Source organism: Ligilactobacillus cholophilus (assembly GCF_030389495.1).
Classification (GTDB): domain Bacteria; phylum Bacillota; class Bacilli; order Lactobacillales; family Lactobacillaceae; genus Ligilactobacillus; species Ligilactobacillus cholophilus.
Map to the genome: position 1 here is coordinate 224,531 of NZ_CP127832.1, position 20,099 is coordinate 244,629.

Annotated in this window: 22 protein-coding genes and 1 other RNA gene; 20 read left to right on the forward strand and 3 right to left on the reverse strand. The window is 29.3% G+C overall.

The genetic code is table 11. The features are described 5' to 3' along the window. The first annotated feature begins 14 nt into the window (after positions 1-14). The 3 genes from ssrA to QPK35_RS01190 all read left to right on the forward strand — a co-directional run bounded on the left by ssrA (position 15) and on the right by QPK35_RS01190 (position 2,657). Positions 15-382: a transfer-messenger RNA gene (ssrA, locus tag QPK35_RS01180) on the forward strand. Positions 383-453: 71 nt separating this feature from the next. Then, a complete protein-coding gene (locus tag QPK35_RS01185) occupies positions 454-1,170 on the forward strand; it encodes a response regulator transcription factor (protein WP_290033655.1) in 717 nt (238 codons plus the stop codon). Then, the gene (locus tag QPK35_RS01190; protein ID WP_290033656.1) at positions 1,170-2,657 is read left to right on the forward strand and encodes a sensor histidine kinase; all 1,488 of its coding nucleotides are present in this window, start codon (positions 1,170-1,172) and stop codon (positions 2,655-2,657) included. Before QPK35_RS01185 ends, QPK35_RS01190 begins: the two co-directional genes overlap by 1 nt. Positions 2,658-2,694: 37 nt before the next feature. On the opposite strand, the gene QPK35_RS01195 is transcribed toward QPK35_RS01190, so the two are convergent. Continuing rightward, positions 2,695-4,917: an LTA synthase family protein gene (locus QPK35_RS01195; protein WP_290033657.1), complete on the reverse strand. Its 2,223-nt coding sequence runs from the start codon at positions 4,915-4,917 to the stop codon at positions 2,695-2,697. A 191-nt stretch (positions 4,918-5,108) separates the two neighbouring features. Between QPK35_RS01195 and QPK35_RS01200 the strand changes: the two genes are divergently transcribed. The 3 genes from QPK35_RS01200 (at position 5,109) to cbpB (ending at position 8,189) form a co-directional block, all read left to right on the forward strand. Continuing rightward, complete coding sequence (locus tag QPK35_RS01200; RefSeq protein ID WP_290033658.1) at positions 5,109-5,984, forward strand: GRP family sugar transporter; 876 nt, start codon at positions 5,109-5,111, stop codon at positions 5,982-5,984. A 186-nt stretch (positions 5,985-6,170) separates the two neighbouring features. Beyond that, positions 6,171-7,523, forward strand: coding sequence for a glucose-6-phosphate isomerase (locus QPK35_RS01205; RefSeq protein WP_290033659.1), 1,353 nt, complete (start codon positions 6,171-6,173; stop codon positions 7,521-7,523). A gap of 189 nt (positions 7,524-7,712) precedes the next feature. Further along, complete coding sequence (gene cbpB / locus QPK35_RS01210) at positions 7,713-8,189, forward strand: cyclic-di-AMP-binding protein CbpB (RefSeq protein ID WP_290033660.1); 477 nt, start codon at positions 7,713-7,715, stop codon at positions 8,187-8,189. Between the two features lie 37 nt (positions 8,190-8,226). Here the strand turns inward: cbpB and QPK35_RS01215 are convergent, their stop codons facing one another. Continuing rightward, positions 8,227-9,135, reverse strand: coding sequence for a mechanosensitive ion channel family protein (locus QPK35_RS01215; RefSeq protein ID WP_290033661.1), 909 nt, complete (start codon positions 9,133-9,135; stop codon positions 8,227-8,229). Between the two features lie 218 nt (positions 9,136-9,353). On the opposite strand from QPK35_RS01215, the gene QPK35_RS01220 reads away from it, so the two are divergent. Together QPK35_RS01220 and QPK35_RS01225 are read left to right on the forward strand one after the other, a co-directional pair. Further along, on the forward strand, positions 9,354-9,770 hold the full coding sequence (locus QPK35_RS01220; protein ID WP_290034224.1) for a DUF948 domain-containing protein: 417 nt from the start codon (positions 9,354-9,356) through the stop codon (positions 9,768-9,770). 18 nt (positions 9,771-9,788) lie between these two features. Continuing rightward, positions 9,789-10,277, forward strand: a complete 489-nt coding sequence (locus tag QPK35_RS01225; RefSeq protein ID WP_290033662.1) for a hypothetical protein — start codon at positions 9,789-9,791, stop codon at positions 10,275-10,277. A 68-nt stretch (positions 10,278-10,345) separates the two neighbouring features. Here QPK35_RS01225 and QPK35_RS01230 read toward each other — a convergent pair whose 3' ends face one another. Next, positions 10,346-11,449, reverse strand: a complete 1,104-nt coding sequence (locus QPK35_RS01230; RefSeq protein WP_290033664.1) for a M24 family metallopeptidase — start codon at positions 11,447-11,449, stop codon at positions 10,346-10,348. 299 nt (positions 11,450-11,748) lie between these two features. Here QPK35_RS01230 and ccpA point away from each other — a divergent pair, with 299 nt between their 5' ends. The 12 genes from ccpA (at position 11,749) to QPK35_RS01290 (ending at position 20,098) form a co-directional block, all read left to right on the forward strand. Then, positions 11,749-12,753, forward strand: coding sequence for a catabolite control protein A (ccpA, locus tag QPK35_RS01235; RefSeq protein WP_290033665.1), 1,005 nt, complete (start codon positions 11,749-11,751; stop codon positions 12,751-12,753). 99 nt (positions 12,754-12,852) lie between these two features. Next, on the forward strand, positions 12,853-13,581 hold the full coding sequence (locus tag QPK35_RS01240; protein ID WP_290033666.1) for a YebC/PmpR family DNA-binding transcriptional regulator: 729 nt from the start codon (positions 12,853-12,855) through the stop codon (positions 13,579-13,581). A gap of 90 nt (positions 13,582-13,671) precedes the next feature. Then, positions 13,672-14,595, forward strand: coding sequence for a ribokinase (rbsK, locus tag QPK35_RS01245; protein WP_290034225.1), 924 nt, complete (start codon positions 13,672-13,674; stop codon positions 14,593-14,595). Positions 14,596-14,701: 106 nt separating this feature from the next. Continuing rightward, the gene (gene comGA / locus QPK35_RS01250) at positions 14,702-15,685 is read left to right on the forward strand and encodes a competence type IV pilus ATPase ComGA (RefSeq protein WP_290033667.1); all 984 of its coding nucleotides are present in this window, start codon (positions 14,702-14,704) and stop codon (positions 15,683-15,685) included. Continuing rightward, positions 15,621-16,697: a competence type IV pilus assembly protein ComGB gene (gene comGB, locus QPK35_RS01255; RefSeq protein WP_290033668.1), complete on the forward strand. Its 1,077-nt coding sequence runs from the start codon at positions 15,621-15,623 to the stop codon at positions 16,695-16,697. Before comGA ends, comGB begins: the two co-directional genes overlap by 65 nt. Next, positions 16,687-16,995 carry a prepilin-type N-terminal cleavage/methylation domain-containing protein gene (locus QPK35_RS01260; protein ID WP_290033669.1) on the forward strand — a complete coding sequence of 103 codons (309 nt, stop codon included), beginning with the start codon at positions 16,687-16,689 and terminating at the stop codon, positions 16,993-16,995. Before comGB ends, QPK35_RS01260 begins: the two co-directional genes overlap by 11 nt. Continuing rightward, positions 16,985-17,404, forward strand: coding sequence for a prepilin-type N-terminal cleavage/methylation domain-containing protein (locus QPK35_RS01265; protein ID WP_290033670.1), 420 nt, complete (start codon positions 16,985-16,987; stop codon positions 17,402-17,404). Before QPK35_RS01260 ends, QPK35_RS01265 begins: the two co-directional genes overlap by 11 nt. Then, entirely contained in the window at positions 17,388-17,642 is a 255-nt protein-coding gene (locus QPK35_RS01270) for a hypothetical protein (protein WP_290033671.1), read from the forward strand. The genes QPK35_RS01265 and QPK35_RS01270 overlap by 17 nt, the downstream gene beginning before the upstream one ends. Further along, on the forward strand, positions 17,617-18,072 hold the full coding sequence (locus QPK35_RS01275; RefSeq protein ID WP_290033672.1) for a prepilin-type N-terminal cleavage/methylation domain-containing protein: 456 nt from the start codon (positions 17,617-17,619) through the stop codon (positions 18,070-18,072). The genes QPK35_RS01270 and QPK35_RS01275 overlap by 26 nt, the downstream gene beginning before the upstream one ends. Before the next feature lies 1 nt (position 18,073). Then, on the forward strand, positions 18,074-18,355 hold the full coding sequence (locus QPK35_RS01280) for a hypothetical protein (RefSeq protein ID WP_290033673.1): 282 nt from the start codon (positions 18,074-18,076) through the stop codon (positions 18,353-18,355). 72 nt (positions 18,356-18,427) lie between these two features. Then, positions 18,428-19,435, forward strand: coding sequence for a class I SAM-dependent methyltransferase (locus QPK35_RS01285; protein ID WP_290033674.1), 1,008 nt, complete (start codon positions 18,428-18,430; stop codon positions 19,433-19,435). Between the two features lie 108 nt (positions 19,436-19,543). Next, positions 19,544-20,098 (forward strand): YutD family protein, encoded by a 555-nt coding sequence (locus QPK35_RS01290; RefSeq protein ID WP_290033675.1) that lies wholly within the window; start codon positions 19,544-19,546, stop codon positions 20,096-20,098. The last annotated feature ends 1 nt before the right edge of the window (position 20,099 follow it).

Here is a 20,099-nt window from a genome sequence, read left to right on the forward strand (position 1 = left end):
AATGTAACGAATTTGGGGATGTTTAGGATTCGACAGGTATAGGTTGAGCCTAAACTGCGTTTAGTAGGTTGCGTCTACTTTAAAACGCTCAGTTAAATATAACTGCAAAAAATAACAATAACTCATACGCTTTAGCTGCCTAAACGCAGTGAGCGTATAATCTTGATTAATATCGTCCATGTATTAGTTAAGGTTTTATATGTAGTGGACTACGTTGCTAATTGCAACCTGAGATTAGCAAAAGAGACTTTCGGGTTAGCTAATAACAACTGCCATGTTGCACGGCGAGGTTATTAGTGAATTTTAAATAGTGCAACTATGAACGTAGATGTTTAGGTGGCAATATGCTTGGACGCGGGTTCAATTCCCGCCATCTCCATATAGGGCTGAAGGTATGAGAATAGTGATTACTATTTTCCTTCAGCTTTTTTTATTAGATTGTAGGTGAATATATTGAAAATATTAATGGTAGAAGATAACAAATCTGTTTGTGAAATGATGTCAATGTTCTTTGAAAAAGAAGGTTGGGACGCTATATATGCATATGATGGAAAAGATGCATTAGTTAAATTTAATGAAGATCCTAAAAGTTGGGATATGATTACGTTGGATTTAAATTTACCCGAAATGGATGGAATGCAGGTAAATGCTGAAATTAGAAAAGTATCAAAAACAGTTCCAATTATCATTTTAACAGCAAGAGATTCAGAAAGTGATCAAGTTTTAGGTTTGGAAATGGGAGCAGATGATTATGTAGTAAAACCATTTTCACCAATTACATTGATTGCAAGAATGAAGGCTTTATATAGAAGAGCTAATTTAGTTAATAATGAAGAAAACGAAGAAGAAAAAAATGAAAAATATGATATTGTAACTGATCATTTGAAACTAAGTACAAAAACGCGTGAAGTTTATTTGGATGATAAACCATTAAATAATTTAACACCAAAGGAATTTGATTTACTTAAAACTTTAGCTCAAAAACCTCGACAAGTTTTTTCTCGTGAACAGCTATTGCAATTAGTTTGGGATTATGAATATTATGGCGATGAAAGAACCGTTGATGCTCATATTAAAAAAATTAGACAAAAAATTGAAAAGGTCGGACCTCAAGTTATTCAAACAGTTTGGGGCGTCGGTTATAAATTTGATGATTCAGAGGTAGATTAATGAAGTTCAAATTTAAGCTTTTGTATCAACAAATGCTCATGTTTTTTGTTATGATTCTATGTTTTTTGACAATTGTAGGGGTTTCATTATTTCATTTAACCAAGGAAAGTGTATATCAAGATTCATGGAATCGAATGGAAGGATATGCTCAGAGTATTCGAAAAAATGCTTTAAAATTAACTACAAATGAAAATGGGCAAACAGAAATTACTTTAGATGCGCAGGAGCTTCAAAATAGCGAATTAGTGTTAGAAAATAGTGATGTCCATTTTACTATTTATACTTCAAGAAATCAGATTTTGTATCCTCAATATGGATTCAAATCTAAAATTTCTAAAAGTGATTGGGAGAAATTAGAAAATGGTGAAATTTTAAAGCGACGTGATGATTTAGGTGGAATGGGGCATGTTGGGAAAAAATCTCCACATCTCGATCCCGACCATATGCTTACAAAGCATCGAATGACAGATATATTTATGCCATGTTTTGATGTCAATGGACAATTAGTAGCCGTTATTTCAGTTGCTTCTGCTGTTTCTAATGTACATAATGATTTTGAAAAAATGAAACAGAATTTATTAGTTGCATTATTAATTTGTGCAATTATTGGGGCATTTATCAGTTATATTATTGCTCATTACATTACAAAGAGAATTAAAAAAATGCAACTTGCTACAAGACAAGTTGCAGATGGTAATTTCAATGTACAAATAGAACATGGTGATCATGATGAATTAGATGAACTTGCGAAAGATTTTAATCAAATGGCAAAATCTTTAAAGTCATCTAATGAAGAGATTAAAAGACAAGAGCAACGGCGGAAGGAATTTTTTGCAAATGCAGCTCATGAGATGAGGACTCCATTAACTACAATAAATGGAATATTGGAAGGATTAAAGTATGATGCTATTCCTGAAAGTAAGAAAAAAGAAAGTATTGATTTAATGCATAATGAAACTAAGCGATTGATTCGTTTAGTAAATGAAAATTTAGACTATGAACGAATTCGTTCGGGACAATTGAAGTTAAATCGGACATCATTTAATGCTGTGGAATCAATACAGAAAATTGTAAAACAGTTAACGCCTAAAGCTAAAAATGAAAATGATAAATTTGTTATTAATGCAGAACCAAGAGTCATGGTTTATGCTGATTATGATCGATTTGTACAAATTTTTTATAATATTATTCAAAATGCAATTCAATTTACAAATGATGGTAAGATTACGATAGACATAAAGAATTGTAAAAATGAAAAGGGAACTTTAATTTCTGTATCAGATACAGGGATTGGAATGAGTCAAGATCAGTTAGATAATATTTGGGAAAGATATTATAAAGCAGATCAGTCGAGAGTGCAAACTAAGGGTGAGTCTGGATTAGGACTTGCAATAGTTCACCAATTAATTCAACAACATCATGGGAAAATTGAAGTAACAAGTAAAGAAGGAAAAGGAACAACGTTTAAGTTATTTTTCCCTTCGTAAAATAAAAATGCGATTGCTTAGTAGCAATCGCATTTTTTTAATTTGAAGAACTTGAGGAACTTAAAGAACTTTCGCTCTCTTGTTCAGAATCTAATTTAGACATTATACTTTCTTGATTCAATTGTTTTAAATACTTCTTTGCTGACGAATTTGCACTTGATACATTACTTTCATTTTTATCTGTAGTTTGTAATTCAGGTGCATCGCTATTATATTTATCAATTGTTGTCTTATCATGATTTAATGACCAAAGACTATCAGAATGTGTACCTAATTTATTTTCTTGTTCAAGTAATTTAGCATAACCATTATGATAATCATAGTTTGATGGATCTACAGGTTTAAAACCTTCTGGAACATAGTAACGAAGTAAATTTTTATTATTCAATGAATCTGACAATGAAAGTTGTTCTGTAACATGTTTTCGAGCCTTATTAATTTCTTCTTTAACAGTTTTTGAAGGATGTGTAATAATCTTTCCAGTACTGTTTTCATATATAGTATTTCCAATTACTGTATATTTAGGTGTTACAAAATTATCATTGCGGAATGCAACAACTTGATTATGTTCTGGAGAGAATAAATCCGTACCAAATTGAATATATTTTTCCGAGTTAATTCCTAGTAAATGTAATAGTGTTGGTAGGAAATCAATTTCTCCACCATATTGATGTTGAACACCACCATTGTTATCACCAGGAATATGAATCATTAATGGGACACGTTGCATTTGTGCATCATCAAAACTATCCCAGGTTGATGCAGACTTACCTAACAATGGAGCTAATTTTAGATTACGAGTATCTGAAATGCCATAGTGATCACCATATAAAATAATCAAGGAATTATCATACAAACCACTTTTTTTCAAATAATCAAAGAATTCTTGGAGCGCTTGATCCAAATAATGAGCAGTAACAAAATAATTGTTTACGGAACTATCATCTGTATTGGCAGCATCAAATGATTTATTTTTTTGATCAATTACAAATGGAAAATGGTTAGATAAAGTAATATATTTTACATAAAATGGTTGTTGCATATGTTCAAGATATTTAATTGAATCGTGGAACATTAATTTATCTTTCATTCCATATTCAGTTAAGTTATTCGAGTTTGTGTTGAAATAACTTGAATCAAAGAAATATTGGTATCCTAAATTCTTATATACATTATCTCGATTCCAAAATGAACCATTATTTCCATGAAATACGCCAGTAGTATAGCCTTCAGTTTGGTTTAAAATGGCAGGCGCACCTTCAAATGTATTATCTGATCCTAATGCAGAAAATAATGAACCTTGTGGTAAACCGAATGTTCCAGTTTCTAGCATATTTTCAGCATCAGAAGTTTTACCTTGTCCAACTTGATTAAAGAAGTTATCAAAACTATAAAACTCTTTTCCATTATATAAACTATTTAGAAAAGGAGTAACTTCTTTATCGTTTAATTTGAAATTAATCAAAAACTGTTCAAAACTTTCTAAATGAATAATAATGACGTTTTTATTTTTTGCTACCCCAAACATTTTTGAATTAGGCTGAGCATAATTCTCTTGATTAAATTTAAGAATTTTATTCAAGTCTGAACTTTCTGCACTATTACGAGCATGATTATTTTTTGCAGTTTTAATTGCATCATACACTGTAAAGGTATCTAGTCCTAAATATTTAACTAAATATTCTCTATCAAAAGTTCTAGTTAATAATTGAGGACGATCAATTTCACCTAAAACAATATTAAAAAGCAACATGAATAATGAAAAAGAAGTCATTGCAACAGCTTGTTTTTTAGGAATTGGATTTGGATCAACTTTCAGAAATTTAGTTATAAAACCAATAGCAATTAAAATTAAGTCACTAACTATAATTAAATCTTGAGGTTTAAGTAAAGCAAATGAGCTTGTGCTTAATCCTTCTGAAACAGTTGAATATCCAAGTATTACGTTCATTGTCATAAAATCAGTGAATTCACGATAATAAATTACATTGAACATTAATAAAGCAGTGTTAGCAATATAAATTAATGTCATAAAAATATATGCAGGGACACCACGTTTTATATATAACGCTATTCCTAATAGTAAAAGCGTAGTTGCGATTGGGTTAATTAAAAGAACAAAATATTGATACAGTCCTTTAACACCCAGATGAAAATCGATGAAGTAAACTAAAATAGTTTTTAACCAGAAAAGAAAGGTTAAAAGTGTGAAATAACCCCACCGAGTGTTTAAAAACTGATGTATTTTTTTGAAATGCACGGCTTATAACCGTCCTTTCTTTTAAAAATTAAACCAAACATACAAAGTATATAATAAACTAGAAGTGCTTGTTAAGTTAAGTGTTTTTTATATTTATTAATAATTAATTTGAGTTTTTATGAAAGCCCTTGCAAAAAATAAAGAAATCGTTTACAATACATAATTGTTATGAATAAAGAGAAGAAAGAGGTATGAATATGTTTATTGCACTTATTCCTGCATTAGCATGGGGAAGTATTGGATTAATTAGTGGAAAATTAGGTGGAACAGCAAATCAACAAACTTTAGGAATGACGTGGGGAGCATTGCTTTTCGCGATTGTAATGACTTTATCAAATTGGAATCATTTTATTTCTATTAGTTCCTGGAAGTTATGGTTAGTTGGATTAATTTCAGGATTATTTTGGAGTTTAGGGCAAAATCAACAATTTCATGCGATGAAATCAGTAGGAATTTCTAAAACCGTTCCAATTTCTACTGGAGCACAGTTAGTTACAAATGCTTTAGCAGGTGTAATATTGTTTCATGAGTGGAAAACAACAAGACAGTTATCAATTGGATCAGTAGCAATTATTATATTAGTAATTGGTGCAACGTTAACAGCGTTGAGAGATAAAAAGAATAAAGAAGTAAACAGTGAACGTATTCACGAAGATTGGCGAGCAGGCTCAAGAGCTTTAATTTTATCTACATTAGGATATTTAGGATATACAGTAGTTGTTACAGCAACTGGAGTAGATACGAAAGCAATGGTTCTGCCACAAGCTTTAGGAATGGTAATTGGTGCTTCAATGTTTGCTTTAGGTAAAAAAGCATTTGAAAAAGAAACTTATAAAAATATAATCACTGGGTTAGTATGGGGAACCGGTAATTTCTTTATGTTCGAAGCAACTACGTTAGTAGGATTAGCAGTTAGTTTTTCATTTTCACAAATGGGAATAGTTATTTCAACTTTTGGTTCAATTCTATTTTTAGGTGAAAAGAAAACTAAAAAAGAATGGGTATATGTAATTTTAGGTTCTTTAATGGTTATTGTTGGTGGATTTTTACTTGGATTATTAAAATAAAAATATTAATTTACTTAACTATGACGACTGTCATAGTTATTTTTATTGTGATTAAAAGATATATTATTATTGTTTAAGGGTTTATAAGTAAAAATAATAATTTATCTTGTTTTTTATGTGCCATTTAAGCAAATTTATTGTATAATGATAGCGTACAAAATATTGATAGCAAAAGGAGATATTACGATGGCTCATATTAAATTTGATAGCTCAAACTTAGGCAAGTTTGTTAATGATTACGAACTTGGTCAAATGCAAGCAATGGTTAATGCTGCAGACGAAGAATTACGTCAAGGCACAGGTGCTGGTAATGATTTCTTAGGTTGGATGGATTTACCAGTAGATTATGATAAGGATGAATTTGATCGCATTAAAAAAGCAGCTAAAAAAATTCAATCAGATTCAGAAGTTTTAGTTGTTTTAGGAATCGGTGGTTCATACTTAGGTGCACGTGCTGCAATTGAATTCTTAAATAATAACTTCTTTAACATTATTGGTGCAGATAAGCGCAATGCTCCACAAATTTTCTTTGCTGGTGATTCATTATCTTCATCATATTTATATGATTTATTAGATGTTATTGGCGATCGTGATTTTTCAGTTAACGTAATTTCTAAATCAGGTACAACTCTTGAACCTGCCATGGCATTCAGAATTTTCAAAGAAAAATTGGAAGAAAAGTATGGTAAGGAAGGCGCACGTGAACGTATTTATGCAACAACAGACCGTGCTCGTGGAGCTTTAAAGACATTAGCTGATGATGAAGGATATGAAGAATTTATTATTCCTGATGACATTGGTGGACGTTTCTCAGTATTAACACCTGTTGGATTATTACCAATCGCTGCTTCAGGTGTAGATATTGATCAATTGATGAAGGGTGCTGCAGATGCACGTGAAGCATACTCAGATCCTGATTTGACAAAGAATGAAGCATACCAATATGCTGCATTACGTAATATCTTATTCCGTAAAGGATACAATATTGAATTACTTGAAAATTATGAACCATCATTAATGTACTTCACAGAATGGTGGAAACAATTAATGGGTGAATCAGAAGGTAAAGATGGCAAAGGAATTTATCCATCATCAGCTAACTTTACAACTGACTTACACTCATTAGGTCAATACATCCAAGAAGGTCGTCGTGTATTAATGGAAACAGTTATCAGTGTTGATAAACCAAACCATGATATTGATGTACCAATGGATGATAAGAACTTAGATGGTTTGAACTATTTGAAGGGCAAGACAATGGATTATGCAAATAAAAAAGCATGTCAAGGTGTTGTATTAGCCCACACAGATGGTGGAGTGCCACAAATGTTGATTAACATTCCAGATCAAACAGAATATACATTAGGTTACTTAATGTACTTCTTTGAAATTGCTGTAGCTATTTCTGGATACTTAAATGGTGTAAATCCATTTAATCAACCAGGTGTTGAAGCATACAAACAAAACATGTTTGCTTTATTAGGTCGTCCTGGATATGAAGAAAAAACTAAAGAATTAGACGAACGTTTAAACAAATAGTTTTTAATATTTAAGATTGTAAAAAAAGAGACTATATCATATAGTCTCTTTTTTTATTTATGAAGTTTAAATTAGAAAAAGTAAAACAATAACTACAAAAAGTAACATTTCACTAATAAAACTAACAAAATTCATGAAAATACTTTACAATAGAAAGAAAGGAAGAAAATTCTGAAGGGAGATAAATGCATGATTGCTAAATCTGCAGCAGATTTAATCAATAAACAAAAAGAACATTTTTTAATTTCTGCTGATCAAGTTGCTAATGTTTTTGAAAAAAATCATTTAGACCATGCTTTTTTAGTGTTAACTAAAATTGGTTATTCGAAAATTCCGGTTTTAGATAAAGATCAACATTTTAAAGGATTAATTTCTTTATCAATGATTACTGAATCAATGTTAGGATTGAATGGCATTGACCCAAGTAATTTAAGTCAACGACAAGTTTGTGAAGTAATGCAAAAAGATGTCCCTGTTATAACTGATAATGATTCGTTAGAAGAAGTTCTTCATTTGTTAGTTGATCAGCCATTCTTAGTTGTAGTAGATAGTGAAAATATTTTTAAGGGGATTATTACTAGACGAGAGTTAATGAAAGCTATCAATTACATGGTACATGAATTAGATAAAAAATATGAAGTGAATTTAAGAGAAAATCTTAGTTAAAAAAATGCAAGCAAGAATTTTTCTTGCTTGCATTTTTTTATTTTTCGCTTTGATTCATTGATAATTCAAGTGGGCTAGTTGGAACTGTAATTCCTGCATCTTTTAAAGCTTCAAGATATGCATGAAGGAACTCTCTTTGAATAATCGCTTGAGATCCATTTTTTACCATGATTACAACTCTAAAAACAAGTTCTCCTTTTCCTATATCAACAGGTCCTTGAATAATAGGACCAGATGTAATATCGTCATTTTTTAAAGTTTTATTGACTTTTTCAATAATCTTGGTCATTTTTTCAATATTAGTTGTGGGTTCTATTCTTATATTAATAACAGCTCTCATAGGATTACGGGACATATTTAAAACAATTGTAATATTTCTATTTGGAACAAAATTTAGGGTTCCATCTGCACTTAAAATTTGAGTAGTACGTAAACCAATTGCATATACAGTTCCTTCTATATTAGAAACTTTTACATTATCTCCAACAACAAATTGTTGTTCAAGTAAAATAAAAAATCCAGTAACTACATCAGTAACAAATCCTTGAGCTCCAAGGCCTAAAGCAACACTTGCAATTCCGGCACCAGCAAGTAATGTTCCTACCGGAATGCCAAATAATGATAAAATTGCATAAATAAGGAAGAAGAGCATAACGTAATGGAAAATATTATTTACTAGTGTATATATTGTTCGAATGCGTCCATCCGAAATTTGAGTTTGTTTTTTTGAAGTATGTAAAATTAATTTGCGAATAAGTTTTTTTCCTAAAGAATTAATTAATGCAAATGTTATACAAATTAAAATAAAAGTAATAGATTTACTAATGATAATTGAAATTATTTTATCCCAATCAATATTATTAATAAAATTTGAAATAATATTTTTTTTAGCTATATTTGCATGTTGTTGAATGGTTAAGTTTAAAATTGTAAAAGTGTTATACAAAATATATCCCTCCACTAATTAATAGTTAGTATTATAACAAATAATTAAGATCTATTTGCATTGATTATTAAAATGAGTTATATTTTTTGAGTGATTGATATCTGTTATAATATAAAGATAAGCTGTTTATTATATCTAGAATGTATATTATTGCCCTTTTATTTATTAAATGATATTCTAAAATTATAGACAGTCAGACAGGAGGGATTTACTTGGCGATGACATTTGGACAATTAGCCGGTATTATTGCGGCAATTGCTTTTTTAATTTTAGTAGTGTTCTTGTGTCGGGTATTGGCAAAGTTAGTTAAAACAGTATCTCAATTAACAAGTACATTGAATTCTGTAACTAAAGATGCAGATAATATTTCTGACCAAGTCGAGAAACTTTTAGATAAGACTAATATTTTAATGGCTGATATAAATGAAAAATCACAAAAAGTAGAACCACTTTTTGATACAATTGCGGATTTAAGTGAGAGTGTTTCTGATTTAAATGCGGCAAGTAGAAATATGGCAGTAAAAATATCAGAATCGGCCAAAGATTCATCAAAGATAAAAAAAGCTTCAACTTTATTTAGTGTTGGGAAACATGCATTTGGTGCAGTAAATAAAGCAAAAGCAAAAAAGAAATAATTTAGGAGGGTTTTTATTATGAAGAAAGGTTTTTTAGTAGGGTTAGGTGCAGTTGCTGCAAGTGCATTTGTGATTTCAAAGAAATTAACTGAATCACAAAAGGATAAAATTGCGATGAAAGTAGATGAGTTAATGCTTAATATGCGTGATACAGCAGTTAAGTATGATAAATATGCTCATGAATATTTAGATGAAAATCGTGATACTATTAACCATTTTAAAGAAAATGTAAACGAAAAAATTAATCATGTAAAAAATAATTCAGCTGTTTCTGATGCTTTTTCATCCTTAAAAAAGGCAACATCTGATTTAAAAGACTACATGAATGAAAGTCAAAATGAAATTAACGATTCTGATGATGATGCAGTTATGCAAGATGATATTATCATTGATGGAACAGACTTGCATGATTTTGAAGATTCAGAATTAGAAACACAAGTTTTCTATCCAGAAGGTTGGCGTGAACCAGCTAAAAGTTTAGATGATAATAGCGAACCACAATTATAATCTTTACTAATTATATTGTTTAAATAAAAAGTGTTATGTTGAAACAGTTAAGTTCAACATAACACTTTTTATTTAATAGGAATAATTTTTAAATCTTTTGAAGTGTGAGTGAAAGGTTTGCATCCATTTTCAGTAACATGAACACAGTCTTCAATTCTAACTCCAGCAAAGCCAGGAATGTAAATTCCAGGTTCGATTGAGAAACACATACCAGGTTTTAATTCCATATCGTTGCCTTCCATAATTGATGGAAATTCGTGTTCACTTTGTCCCATTCCATGACCTAATCGATGAATAAAGTATTCACCATATCCGGCTTTATCAATTATATTTCGTGCTATTTCATCTAATTTAGATGCTGGAATTCCAGGTTTAACAGCATCTTGAGCAGCCAATTGAGCTTCTAAACATACTTTATAAATGTCTTTTTGTTTGTCATCGATTTCTCCAAAAGCAACTGTTCGAGTCGCATCAGAAATATAACCATCATACACAACCCCTAAATCAAATAAAACCATTTCATGAGGTTGAATTAAATCTTTTGTTGGGGCACCATGAGGATCAGCGGCATTTTTTCCACTTTTAATAATGGTATCGAAACTCATATGCATTATTCCTTTTTTCATTAATGCATATTGAATTTCAGCAACAATATCTTGTTCACTTAAATTTTTCTTTAATGCATTAAATCCAGTTTCAAATGCAAAATCAGCCCATTGACCAGCGATTTCTAATTTTTTAATTTCATCTGGAGTTTTAATCAATTTTTCTTTTTCAATTATTGGAGTTAAATCACCAATAAATTTTGCATTTGGATATTGATTTTTTATGGATTCATAACGTTCGACTGTTAAGTTTCCTTTTTCAATAGCCCAATTTTCAGGATTTTTATTAATTTTATCAATGTGCTCCTTAATTAAAGCATATGGGTTTTCATGATCTAAATAACCATATACGGGATATTTCCAGCCGACTTTCTTTACTGACTCAACTTCCAAAGCGGGAGCAAAAATAAATGGTTCATGATCAGGAAAAATGAATAATGCTAATACACGTTCAATAGGATCGCTTTCGAATCCTGTAAAATAGGCAATGTTGCGAAAATCACTAATATATGCAATATCAAGATGCTTTTCAACTAACCATTGTTGGATTTCGTCTAAATGTGACAATTAAATTCATCCCTTTCAAATAACTTATTTTAAGTATAGCATAGGTTATAGCTAATTAAAGAATGATTAAAAAATAATATTAAATATTTTCATTTTGTGAGATGAATTTTATAAACAGATTATAAATGGAAAATGAAAAAACATGAAAAAAGTTACAACTTAAATAATAATATTTACAATGAATAAAATGGCTAAAAATAACTAAATAATAACTATTGAAACGCTTGCATTTTTTTGAAAACTTTGTTAAATTAATAGTGGTTTAATGAAAATGAATTAAAAATGGAAGGAGAATTATAATGGAAAAACAATCAATTACAATTTATGATGTTGCTAAAAAAGCAGGCGTATCAATGGCAACTGTTTCACGTGTAGTAAATGGTAATCCAAATGTTAAGCCTGACACACGTAAGAAAGTTATGGAAGTTATTGATGAGTTGGATTATCGTCCAAATGCAGTTGCTCGTGGATTAGCAAGTAAGAAAACCACAACAGTGGGTGTTATTATTCCAGATGTAACAAATGTATATTTTGCATCTCTTGCACGTGGAATTGATGATGTTGCTACAATGTATAAATATAATATTATTTTAGCTAATTCTGATGGTGATAAAAATAAAGAAATTCAAGTATTTAATACCTTATTAGCAAAACAAGTTGATGGGATAATTTATATGGGTACGCATTTAACAGATGTGCTTCGAGATCAAATTAAACGCTCTAAAACGCCGGTAGTTTTAGCCGGATCAGTGGATCATAAAGATGAAATTGTAAGTGTTCATGTAAATTACATTAAAGCGGTTAAAGAAGCAATAAATACGCTTATAGCACATGGAAATAAAAAAATTGCATTTATTTCAGGACCTTTAGAGTATCCAATTAATAGTGAATATCGACTAAAAGGATATAAGGAAGCTTTAAAAGAAAATGGAATTGATTATAATTCTGATTTAATTTTTGAGACAAATGAAACATATCGTGTAGGAGAAACTTTGTGGCCTGCTTTGTCATCAGTAAATGCAGATGCTGCTTTTATTGCAGATGATGAATTAGCAGCTGGCGTGTTAAATGGCGCAAAAGATGCAGGAATTAAAGTACCAGAAGATTTTGAAATAATAACTGGAAATGATTCTAAATTGACTGAGATTGTACGTCCACAATTATCATCAATTACACAACCTTTATATGATATTGGGGCCGTTGCAATGCGTTGCTTAACGAAAATGATGAATAAAGAAGATAGCGAATTGCAACCTACTGTTGAATTACAATATGGTTTTATTAAGAGAGGTTCAACTCGATAATATAAGTTAGATTGTTTACATTGATAAATTATGTGATTTTTGTTATCATCTAAAGTGACTGTAATTGTCAAATTCTAAAACTGGAAAGAGGTATCTGAAATGTCAGGACATTCAAAATGGCATAATATCCAAGGACGTAAAAACGCCCAGGATGCAAAACGTGGAAAAATTTTCCAAAAAATCTCACGAGAAATTTACATGGCTGCAAAAACTGGTGGTCCTGATCCAGATGGAAATCCACAATTACGGCTAGTTATGGATAAAGCTCGTGCAGCTAATATGCCAAAAGATAATATCAAACGTGCAATTGATAAAGCTACTGGTGCCGGTGGTGCCGATTATGAAGAAATTACTTATGAAGGTTATGGTCCAGCTGGTGTTGCAGTTTTAGTACATGCTTTAACTGATAACCGTAATCGTACAGCATCAGCTGTCCGTGGTGATTTTAACCGAAATGGTGGTAATTTAGGTGAATCTGGTTCAGTTAGTTTCATGTTTAATCGAAAAGGATACATTGCAATTGCGCGCGAAGATTTAGATGTTGACGAAGATACAATGGAATTAGCTGCAATCGAAGCTGGCGCAGATGACGTTCAAACTTCAGATGAAGTTTTTGAAATATATACAGATCCAAAGGACTTTGAAAGTGTTCGTGACGAATTACAAAAAGAATATGATTTAGCTACTGCTGAATTAACTATGGTTCCAACTACCACTACAGAAGTTCCTGAAAATAAAGTAGAACAACTTCAACGCTTAATTGATAAGTTGGAAGATGAAGATGACGTTTCTGAAGTATTCACATCAGCTGAATTTCCAGAAGATTAATTTAAGATAAAAGAAAGTCGGAAATTGGTCCGGCTTTTTCTTTTTAAAAGAGATAACTTTTGAAATGTGACAATAGAAAAGTGAGGAATTATTTTGAATAAAGTAACTGTTTTAGGTAGCTTAAACGTTGATACAATTTTACAAATTCCACGGTTGCCACAACCAGGTGAAACGTTAGCAATGTCTGATAAGAGAAATGCTGGTGGTGGTAAAGGAGCAAACCAAGCCATTTCTGCAGCACGCTCAGGTGCAAAGACATCTTTTATTGGAAAAATTGGAGATGACGAAAATGGCCGAATGATGCTTAGTTTTTTAAAGGATGCAGGAATAAATACTGATCAAGTAACAATTTCTGGTAAGGGTACTGGACAAGCTTTTATTTTATTACAAGATAGTGGTGAAAATAGTATCATTATTTTTGGTGGTGCAAATCAAGAAATTAAAGAAAAAGATATTGAAAATGCACGTGAAACGATTCAAAAATCAGATTTTATCGTTACACAGTTTGAAACACCATCAGATCAAGCAAAAAATGCATTTAAAATTGCAAAGGCAGCAAATGTAGTTACTGTATTAAATCCAGCTCCTGCACATAAAAATGTAGATCCAGAATTGTTAAAAAATGTTGACTTAATTACTCCAAATGAAACAGAAGCAGAAATTTTAACAGAAATAAAAGTTGTTGATGAATTAACAGCACATGAAGCTGCAACAAGGCTACAGGAATTAGGTGCTAAAAATGTTATTATTACATTAGGTGGGCATGGTGCATATTATAAAACACCAACAAACGAAAAATTAGTTAAAGCTTTTAAAGTTAATGCTGTAGATACTACTGCTGCGGGAGACACATTCTTAGGTGCTTTAGTAAGTCGTCTGAATAAAGATTTTAGCAATTTAGAAGAATCTATTATTTATGCAAGCAAAGCATCATCACTCGCAGTACAAAAAGTTGGTGCTATTCCATCAATCCCAACTGAAAAACAAGTTTTAGCTGCATTGAATGAAGAATAATACAATATTTAATTAATAAAAGATCTTGTTAATAGTTAACAAGATCTTTTTTTTTATAAAAAAATGCAAAAAATTGCGTATATAAATAATGAGAGGAGGAAATAAAGTGCAAATAAAAAATAGTGCTTTAAAAATTTTAGATGCGGCAATTTCAAGTAAAAGTAGTGATATATACTTTTTACCGTATAAAGGAGGTTATGAAATAAAGTTTTTTGCTAGCGGTAAATATTATCTATATATTCACTTATCTTTTGAAGAAGCAGATAAATGCATAAATTATTTTAAATTTAAAGCTAATATGAACATTAGTGAAAAAAGACGTCCTCAGCTAGGAGCATGGCGTTATGCTGTGGATTCAAAAGTTGTTAATTGTCGCTTTTCTAGTGTAGGAAATTTTATGTCAAAAGAAAGTTTAGTTATTCGATTAATATATCAAATTGATGATTTAGAAAAGCAACGGTATTTCATTCCTTCACAATGGGAAAAAATTGAGAAAACTTGTTTAAAACGAGGACTAATACTTTTTAGCGGACCAACAGGTTCTGGAAAAACCACTTCAATGTATGAATTAATAAAAAAGTATTCAGAGAAACAAATTTTATGTATTGAAGATCCAGTAGAAATTTTTCAACCAAATGTACTTCAACTTCAGGTGAATGAAGATGCTGGGATAACTTATGAGCATCTTGCAAAAGTTGCTTTAAGACACCACCCAGAGATATTGGTTATTGGAGAAATAAGAGACTGCTTTACTGCAAAAATTGTAATTCAAGCTGCATTAAGCGGTCATTTAGTATTAAGTACAGTTCATGCATCAGATGCAAATGGAGTAGTAGCACGATTATTAAATTTAGGCATTAATGAAGTAGACCTGAGTCAAACTTTAAAAATGGTAAATTATCAAAGATTAATTTCCGATACAAATAATGAAATTAAGGTTTTATTTGATCAAATTGATTTCGATGAAACAACATTAGAAGAATGCTTAAATCAAAAAAATATCTCTAAGGAGTGGCAAAGTAATCTTGAAAAATTTAAAGAAGAAAGCAAAATCAGTACTGAAACATTTCAAAAATACTATTGGGGATAACAAGTGGAAAATAAAATATCAAGCAGAATTTTTTGAAACGCTTGCGGATATGTTAAAAAGTGGATTTTCTTTAAAGCAGAGCATTAGCAATTTAATTATTTTATATCCTGAGCTAAGTAATGATTTAGAGAAAATATATTTGGATTTGGAAATGGGAAATGATTTTAGTCAAAGTATAAAGCCATATTTAAATGAAAATACATATAATCAAATATTTATTGCAGAACGACATGGACAACTAAAATTAAGCATAATGCAGTTGGGAAAATATATGCAACAACGATTAAGACAAAGAGAAAAGATAATAGGAACATTAACCTATCCTGTTATTTTGTTGCTTTTATTAATTTTAATGCTTATTATCTTTTTTTATTGGCTCAAACCTACAATTTCATCATTTAGTATTGAGAATCAATCAAATTTAAATGAGAAAATATATGTTGTTTCTTTTGAATATTTATTATTGGCTATTTTTGTATTATTTTCTGTATATTTAATTAAAATTTTTATTTGGTGGAAAAAGCAATCATGTATTAACCGACATATTTGGTATAGTCAATTGCCTTTAGTAGGAAAAATTTATTGTTATTTTTCATTTTATTATTTAAGTTTTAATTTAGCTTTATTATTTAGAAGTGGATTAAATTTGCAAGAAATTTGTTTCTTTTTGAAAACCTTTAAAAGTAGTTCATTGATATATCAACTTGGAGAAATGTTAAATAGTCATTTGCAAAATGGAGAAGAAATTGCAATTTTTATTGATAAGTATCCATTTATTCCTGCAGAATTAAATGTTTTTATGAAGAAAGGCCATACTAATTATCAATTAAGTGAGGATTTATTAATTTATTCACAAACGATATATCAAAGGTTGTTAAATAAAATTAATAATTTAATAAACCTAATTCAACCAATATCATTTTTGATTATTGCAATAATTATTATTTCAGTATATTTATCTATTTTGTTACCAATTTATTCAAACTTAGGAGGAATTTATAATGAAAACTAAAATCAAAGGATTTACATTAATTGAAATGGCGATTATATTATTTATTATTAGTTTATTAATTTTAATTATTGTCCCAAATATTAATCATCAGCGAAAAAATGCTTTAAAAATAAATAATGGTGCAATGAAAACAGAATTAAGAGCTCAAAGTCAATTATATTTATCTGAACATCCTAATATTGATGCTGGAAGATTAACAATTTCAACTTTAGTAAGTGATCATTATTTAACTACTGATCAAGCAAAAAAATTAAATGATGAAAAAATTACAATTCAAGAAGTGCTAAATGAAAAATAAAGGGTTTACGTTGTTTGAAACTATTGTTGTTTTATTACTTACAAGTTTAATTTTAATAATTAGTATTTGTATTTCTAAAAATACACAAAAGACGTTAGTTGAAGAACAATATATGCAAAATTTAACAGAAACAATGAACACACTTTTAATCGAAGGAAAAAATAAGCGTCAAGCGGTAGTTTTTCAATTTGGTCGAAATGAAGCTTCTTGTTATATTGGTGGAAAGTATATTCATCGACCATATCCAAATTCATTAACGGTATATGGTTATAAATATATATGGGTGTCATATAAAGGTATGACTAAACCTCAGACAATTGAAATTGTAGAAAAAAATCATCGCTATAGTTATCGAATAATTTATGAATTGAGTTTTGGAGGAGTTTTTCGTGTTGAAAAATCAAATTAATGGATTTGTAATAGCTGATTCCATGGTTGGATTAATGATAATTTCAATTGCTATTATACTTTTTTGCTTTAATCAATCCTGTTATATCAAAATGGAAAATAAATTTTATATTAAAAATTTACTTGTTCATCAAGCATATGTAGAAAGTACAAAAATTCTATATCAAAATAGAAAAATTAAAAAGATTATTATTAGCGGAAAAAATGACAGATATGAAATATATAAAATTAAGAATTAAAGGTTTTACAATACTTGAAGTTATAATTGCACTAATGATTTCATCGATTGGTATTGGATTAATTTATATGACTTTATATCCAATTCATCGTAATTTAATCAATGAATCAGGTATAAAAGAGCGAATACAGTGGGAAAAATGCATTTCAACAATTGGTTCTGAAAATAATAAGTTTTATTTTGTGAAGAATAAAAATCATCATTTTCCGATTAGATTATATAATAATATTCAACATAAAACCTATGAAATGCATATAACTGCTAAGAAGGCTTTAATTTTAAGAAGTACTGATCATGAAGGATTTATGCCACTTATTTTGAATTGTATTGGATATAGGTTTTCATACAATGAGCCAATATTAAATTTTGAAATAGAATTGAGGAATCATCATCATTACCATCAAAAAATTATTTTGTTTGAAAAAAAATAGAATGCAAATTTCTGGGATGCTGTTATCAAGTGGTATGTTTTTTTTAATGTTTTTAGGAATGATTTTTTTAGGCCAATTATTATATTATCAACAGCATTTTCGCTTTTATGAAGAAGAAATATATTTTAATGAGGCGCGTATATTAAGAAATATTGCGCAAAATAATAAATTAGAAAACAATCAAACTTTAGTTTTAAATATTGGAAATGTTACTTATAAAAATTCATTATATTATGTTGAATTAAATAATGGAAAGAAATATCAACTTGATGAACTAAAATAGTTAAACTTGCAATTACTTAGTTATATCGGTAAACTGTTACACGAATATCAAACGATTGTGAGGATATTAATATTGAAATTAAAAGAGATTGAAAATAATTATCAAATTTTGTCACAAATTATTGAAATTTTGGAAAATAAATTAGAATTAAGTTATTTTGATGCATTATGTGAAGCATTAAGTAATATTTTAGATGAACATTTTAGCCAAATAGATGAATTAGATCAGATAACGAAAGATAATTTAAATAAATTATATGGCGACTTAGATTTTAAGGAATTTAAAAGTGAAGACTATCGACAATTAATACAATTATTGTTATTAAATTCATATAAAAAAGAAATAGTTCAAACAAATCATCAAATGACACCAGATTCAATTGGTTTTTTAGTTGCATTTTTAATTGAAAAATTAGTAAATAAGGAAAATGTTCATTCTATTCTTGATATTGGGGTAGGAACTGGGAACTTATTAACAACAGTTGTTAATAATTTAAATTACTCTGGATATAATAATTTAAATTTATTTGGTATTGATAATGATGATACTCTATTAGAAATTTCAGATATTTCGCTCGCTTTGCAAAAACACAAGGAAGTACAGTTATATCACCAAGATGCGATTGAAAGTTTGATGGTTCCTAAAGTAGACATTGTTGTGAGTGATGTGCCAGTAGGTTATTATCCAATTGATGAAAATGTTGAAACTTTTAAATCGAAATTAGAAAATGGCCATTCATATGCACATTATTTATTTATTGAACAAGCAATGAGACAATTAAAGGATGGAGCTTGGGGATTTTTTATTGTTCCTAGTGATATTTTCAGTAATAAAGAATCACAAAGATTAATAAATGCTATCAGGGAAAATGGATACTTGCAGGGAATGCTTAATTTACCAAAAGAAATGTTTGTATCTGAGAAATCTAGAAAATCAATTTTATTTGTTCAAAAGAAAGGGAAACAAGCTAGACAAGCAAAGCAAGTACTATTAGGCGATTTTCCATCTTTGAAAGATAAAAATGAATTTGAACAATTCTTAAATGAAATTAATATTTGGGCAAAAGAAAATATCATATAGATAAAATAGCAATCTTAAAAAGATTGCTATTTTATTATGTACTTTGTCATTAGTGAATTTTTAGTGTAAAATTTACAGGAAGAAGAAAAATTAGGAGGTGAATCATTTTTGAATGATAAGAAACGCGAGAAATTAGAAGAACAGTTGGCAAAAAAAGCACATGCAATTGAAGAATACGCAAGTAAAGTGATTGTGCGAAATGAAACAGAAGTAATGATTGATGATGATTTATATGAGTTAGTAGAAAATTATCATGATGGATTTCAAATTGAAAAAGTCAAGGAAAGATTTAGTCCGGTATTGACTAAATTTGATTATATTGTAGGGGATATGGGATATGATCAATTAAGATTGCGTGGATTTTATAAAAATAGTCGCAAAGTTTCAGCAACTAAAAAAATTGATCAATTGCAAGATTATTTATATGAATATTGCAATTTTGGATGTCCATATTTTATTTTAAAAAATTTAAATGTACATGAAAGTTTTCCAGTAATTCAAAAAAGAAAAACAAATAAAAAATATAATCGAAATACAGAAAAGAAAAATCAGCCTAAAAAAGATAATAATAAGACGACAATTAAGGTCGTTAAATCTAAAAATAAAAGACAGGGAAGTCGTCATTTTGTAATTCGAAAGAAAAAAAGAAAGCAGAGGAAGTAAA

Bases quoted from the DNA above. Each gene is read 5' to 3' on its own strand.
- QPK35_RS01220 (WP_290034224.1), top strand. From the start codon at position 9,354: ATGACATTTGGACAATTAGCCGGTATTATTGCGGCAATTGCTTTTTTA.
- QPK35_RS01240 (WP_290033666.1), top strand. From the start codon at position 12,853: ATGTCAGGACATTCAAAATGGCATAATATCCAAGGACGTAAAAACGCC.
- QPK35_RS01190 (WP_290033656.1), top strand. From the start codon at position 1,170: ATGAAGTTCAAATTTAAGCTTTTGTATCAACAAATGCTCATGTTTTTT.
- QPK35_RS01265 (WP_290033670.1), top strand. From the start codon at position 16,985: ATGAAAAATAAAGGGTTTACGTTGTTTGAAACTATTGTTGTTTTATTA.
- cbpB (WP_290033660.1), top strand. From the start codon at position 7,713: ATGATTGCTAAATCTGCAGCAGATTTAATCAATAAACAAAAAGAACAT.
- QPK35_RS01200 (WP_290033658.1), top strand. From the start codon at position 5,109: ATGAATATGTTTATTGCACTTATTCCTGCATTAGCATGGGGAAGTATT.
- QPK35_RS01205 (WP_290033659.1), top strand. From the start codon at position 6,171: ATGGCTCATATTAAATTTGATAGCTCAAACTTAGGCAAGTTTGTTAAT.
- QPK35_RS01280 (WP_290033673.1), top strand. From the start codon at position 18,074: ATGCAAATTTCTGGGATGCTGTTATCAAGTGGTATGTTTTTTTTAATG.
- ccpA (WP_290033665.1), top strand. From the start codon at position 11,749: ATGGAAAAACAATCAATTACAATTTATGATGTTGCTAAAAAAGCAGGC.
- QPK35_RS01275 (WP_290033672.1), top strand. From the start codon at position 17,617: ATGAAATATATAAAATTAAGAATTAAAGGTTTTACAATACTTGAAGTT.
- QPK35_RS01260 (WP_290033669.1), top strand. From the start codon at position 16,687: ATGAAAACTAAAATCAAAGGATTTACATTAATTGAAATGGCGATTATA.
- QPK35_RS01225 (WP_290033662.1), top strand. From the start codon at position 9,789: ATGAAGAAAGGTTTTTTAGTAGGGTTAGGTGCAGTTGCTGCAAGTGCA.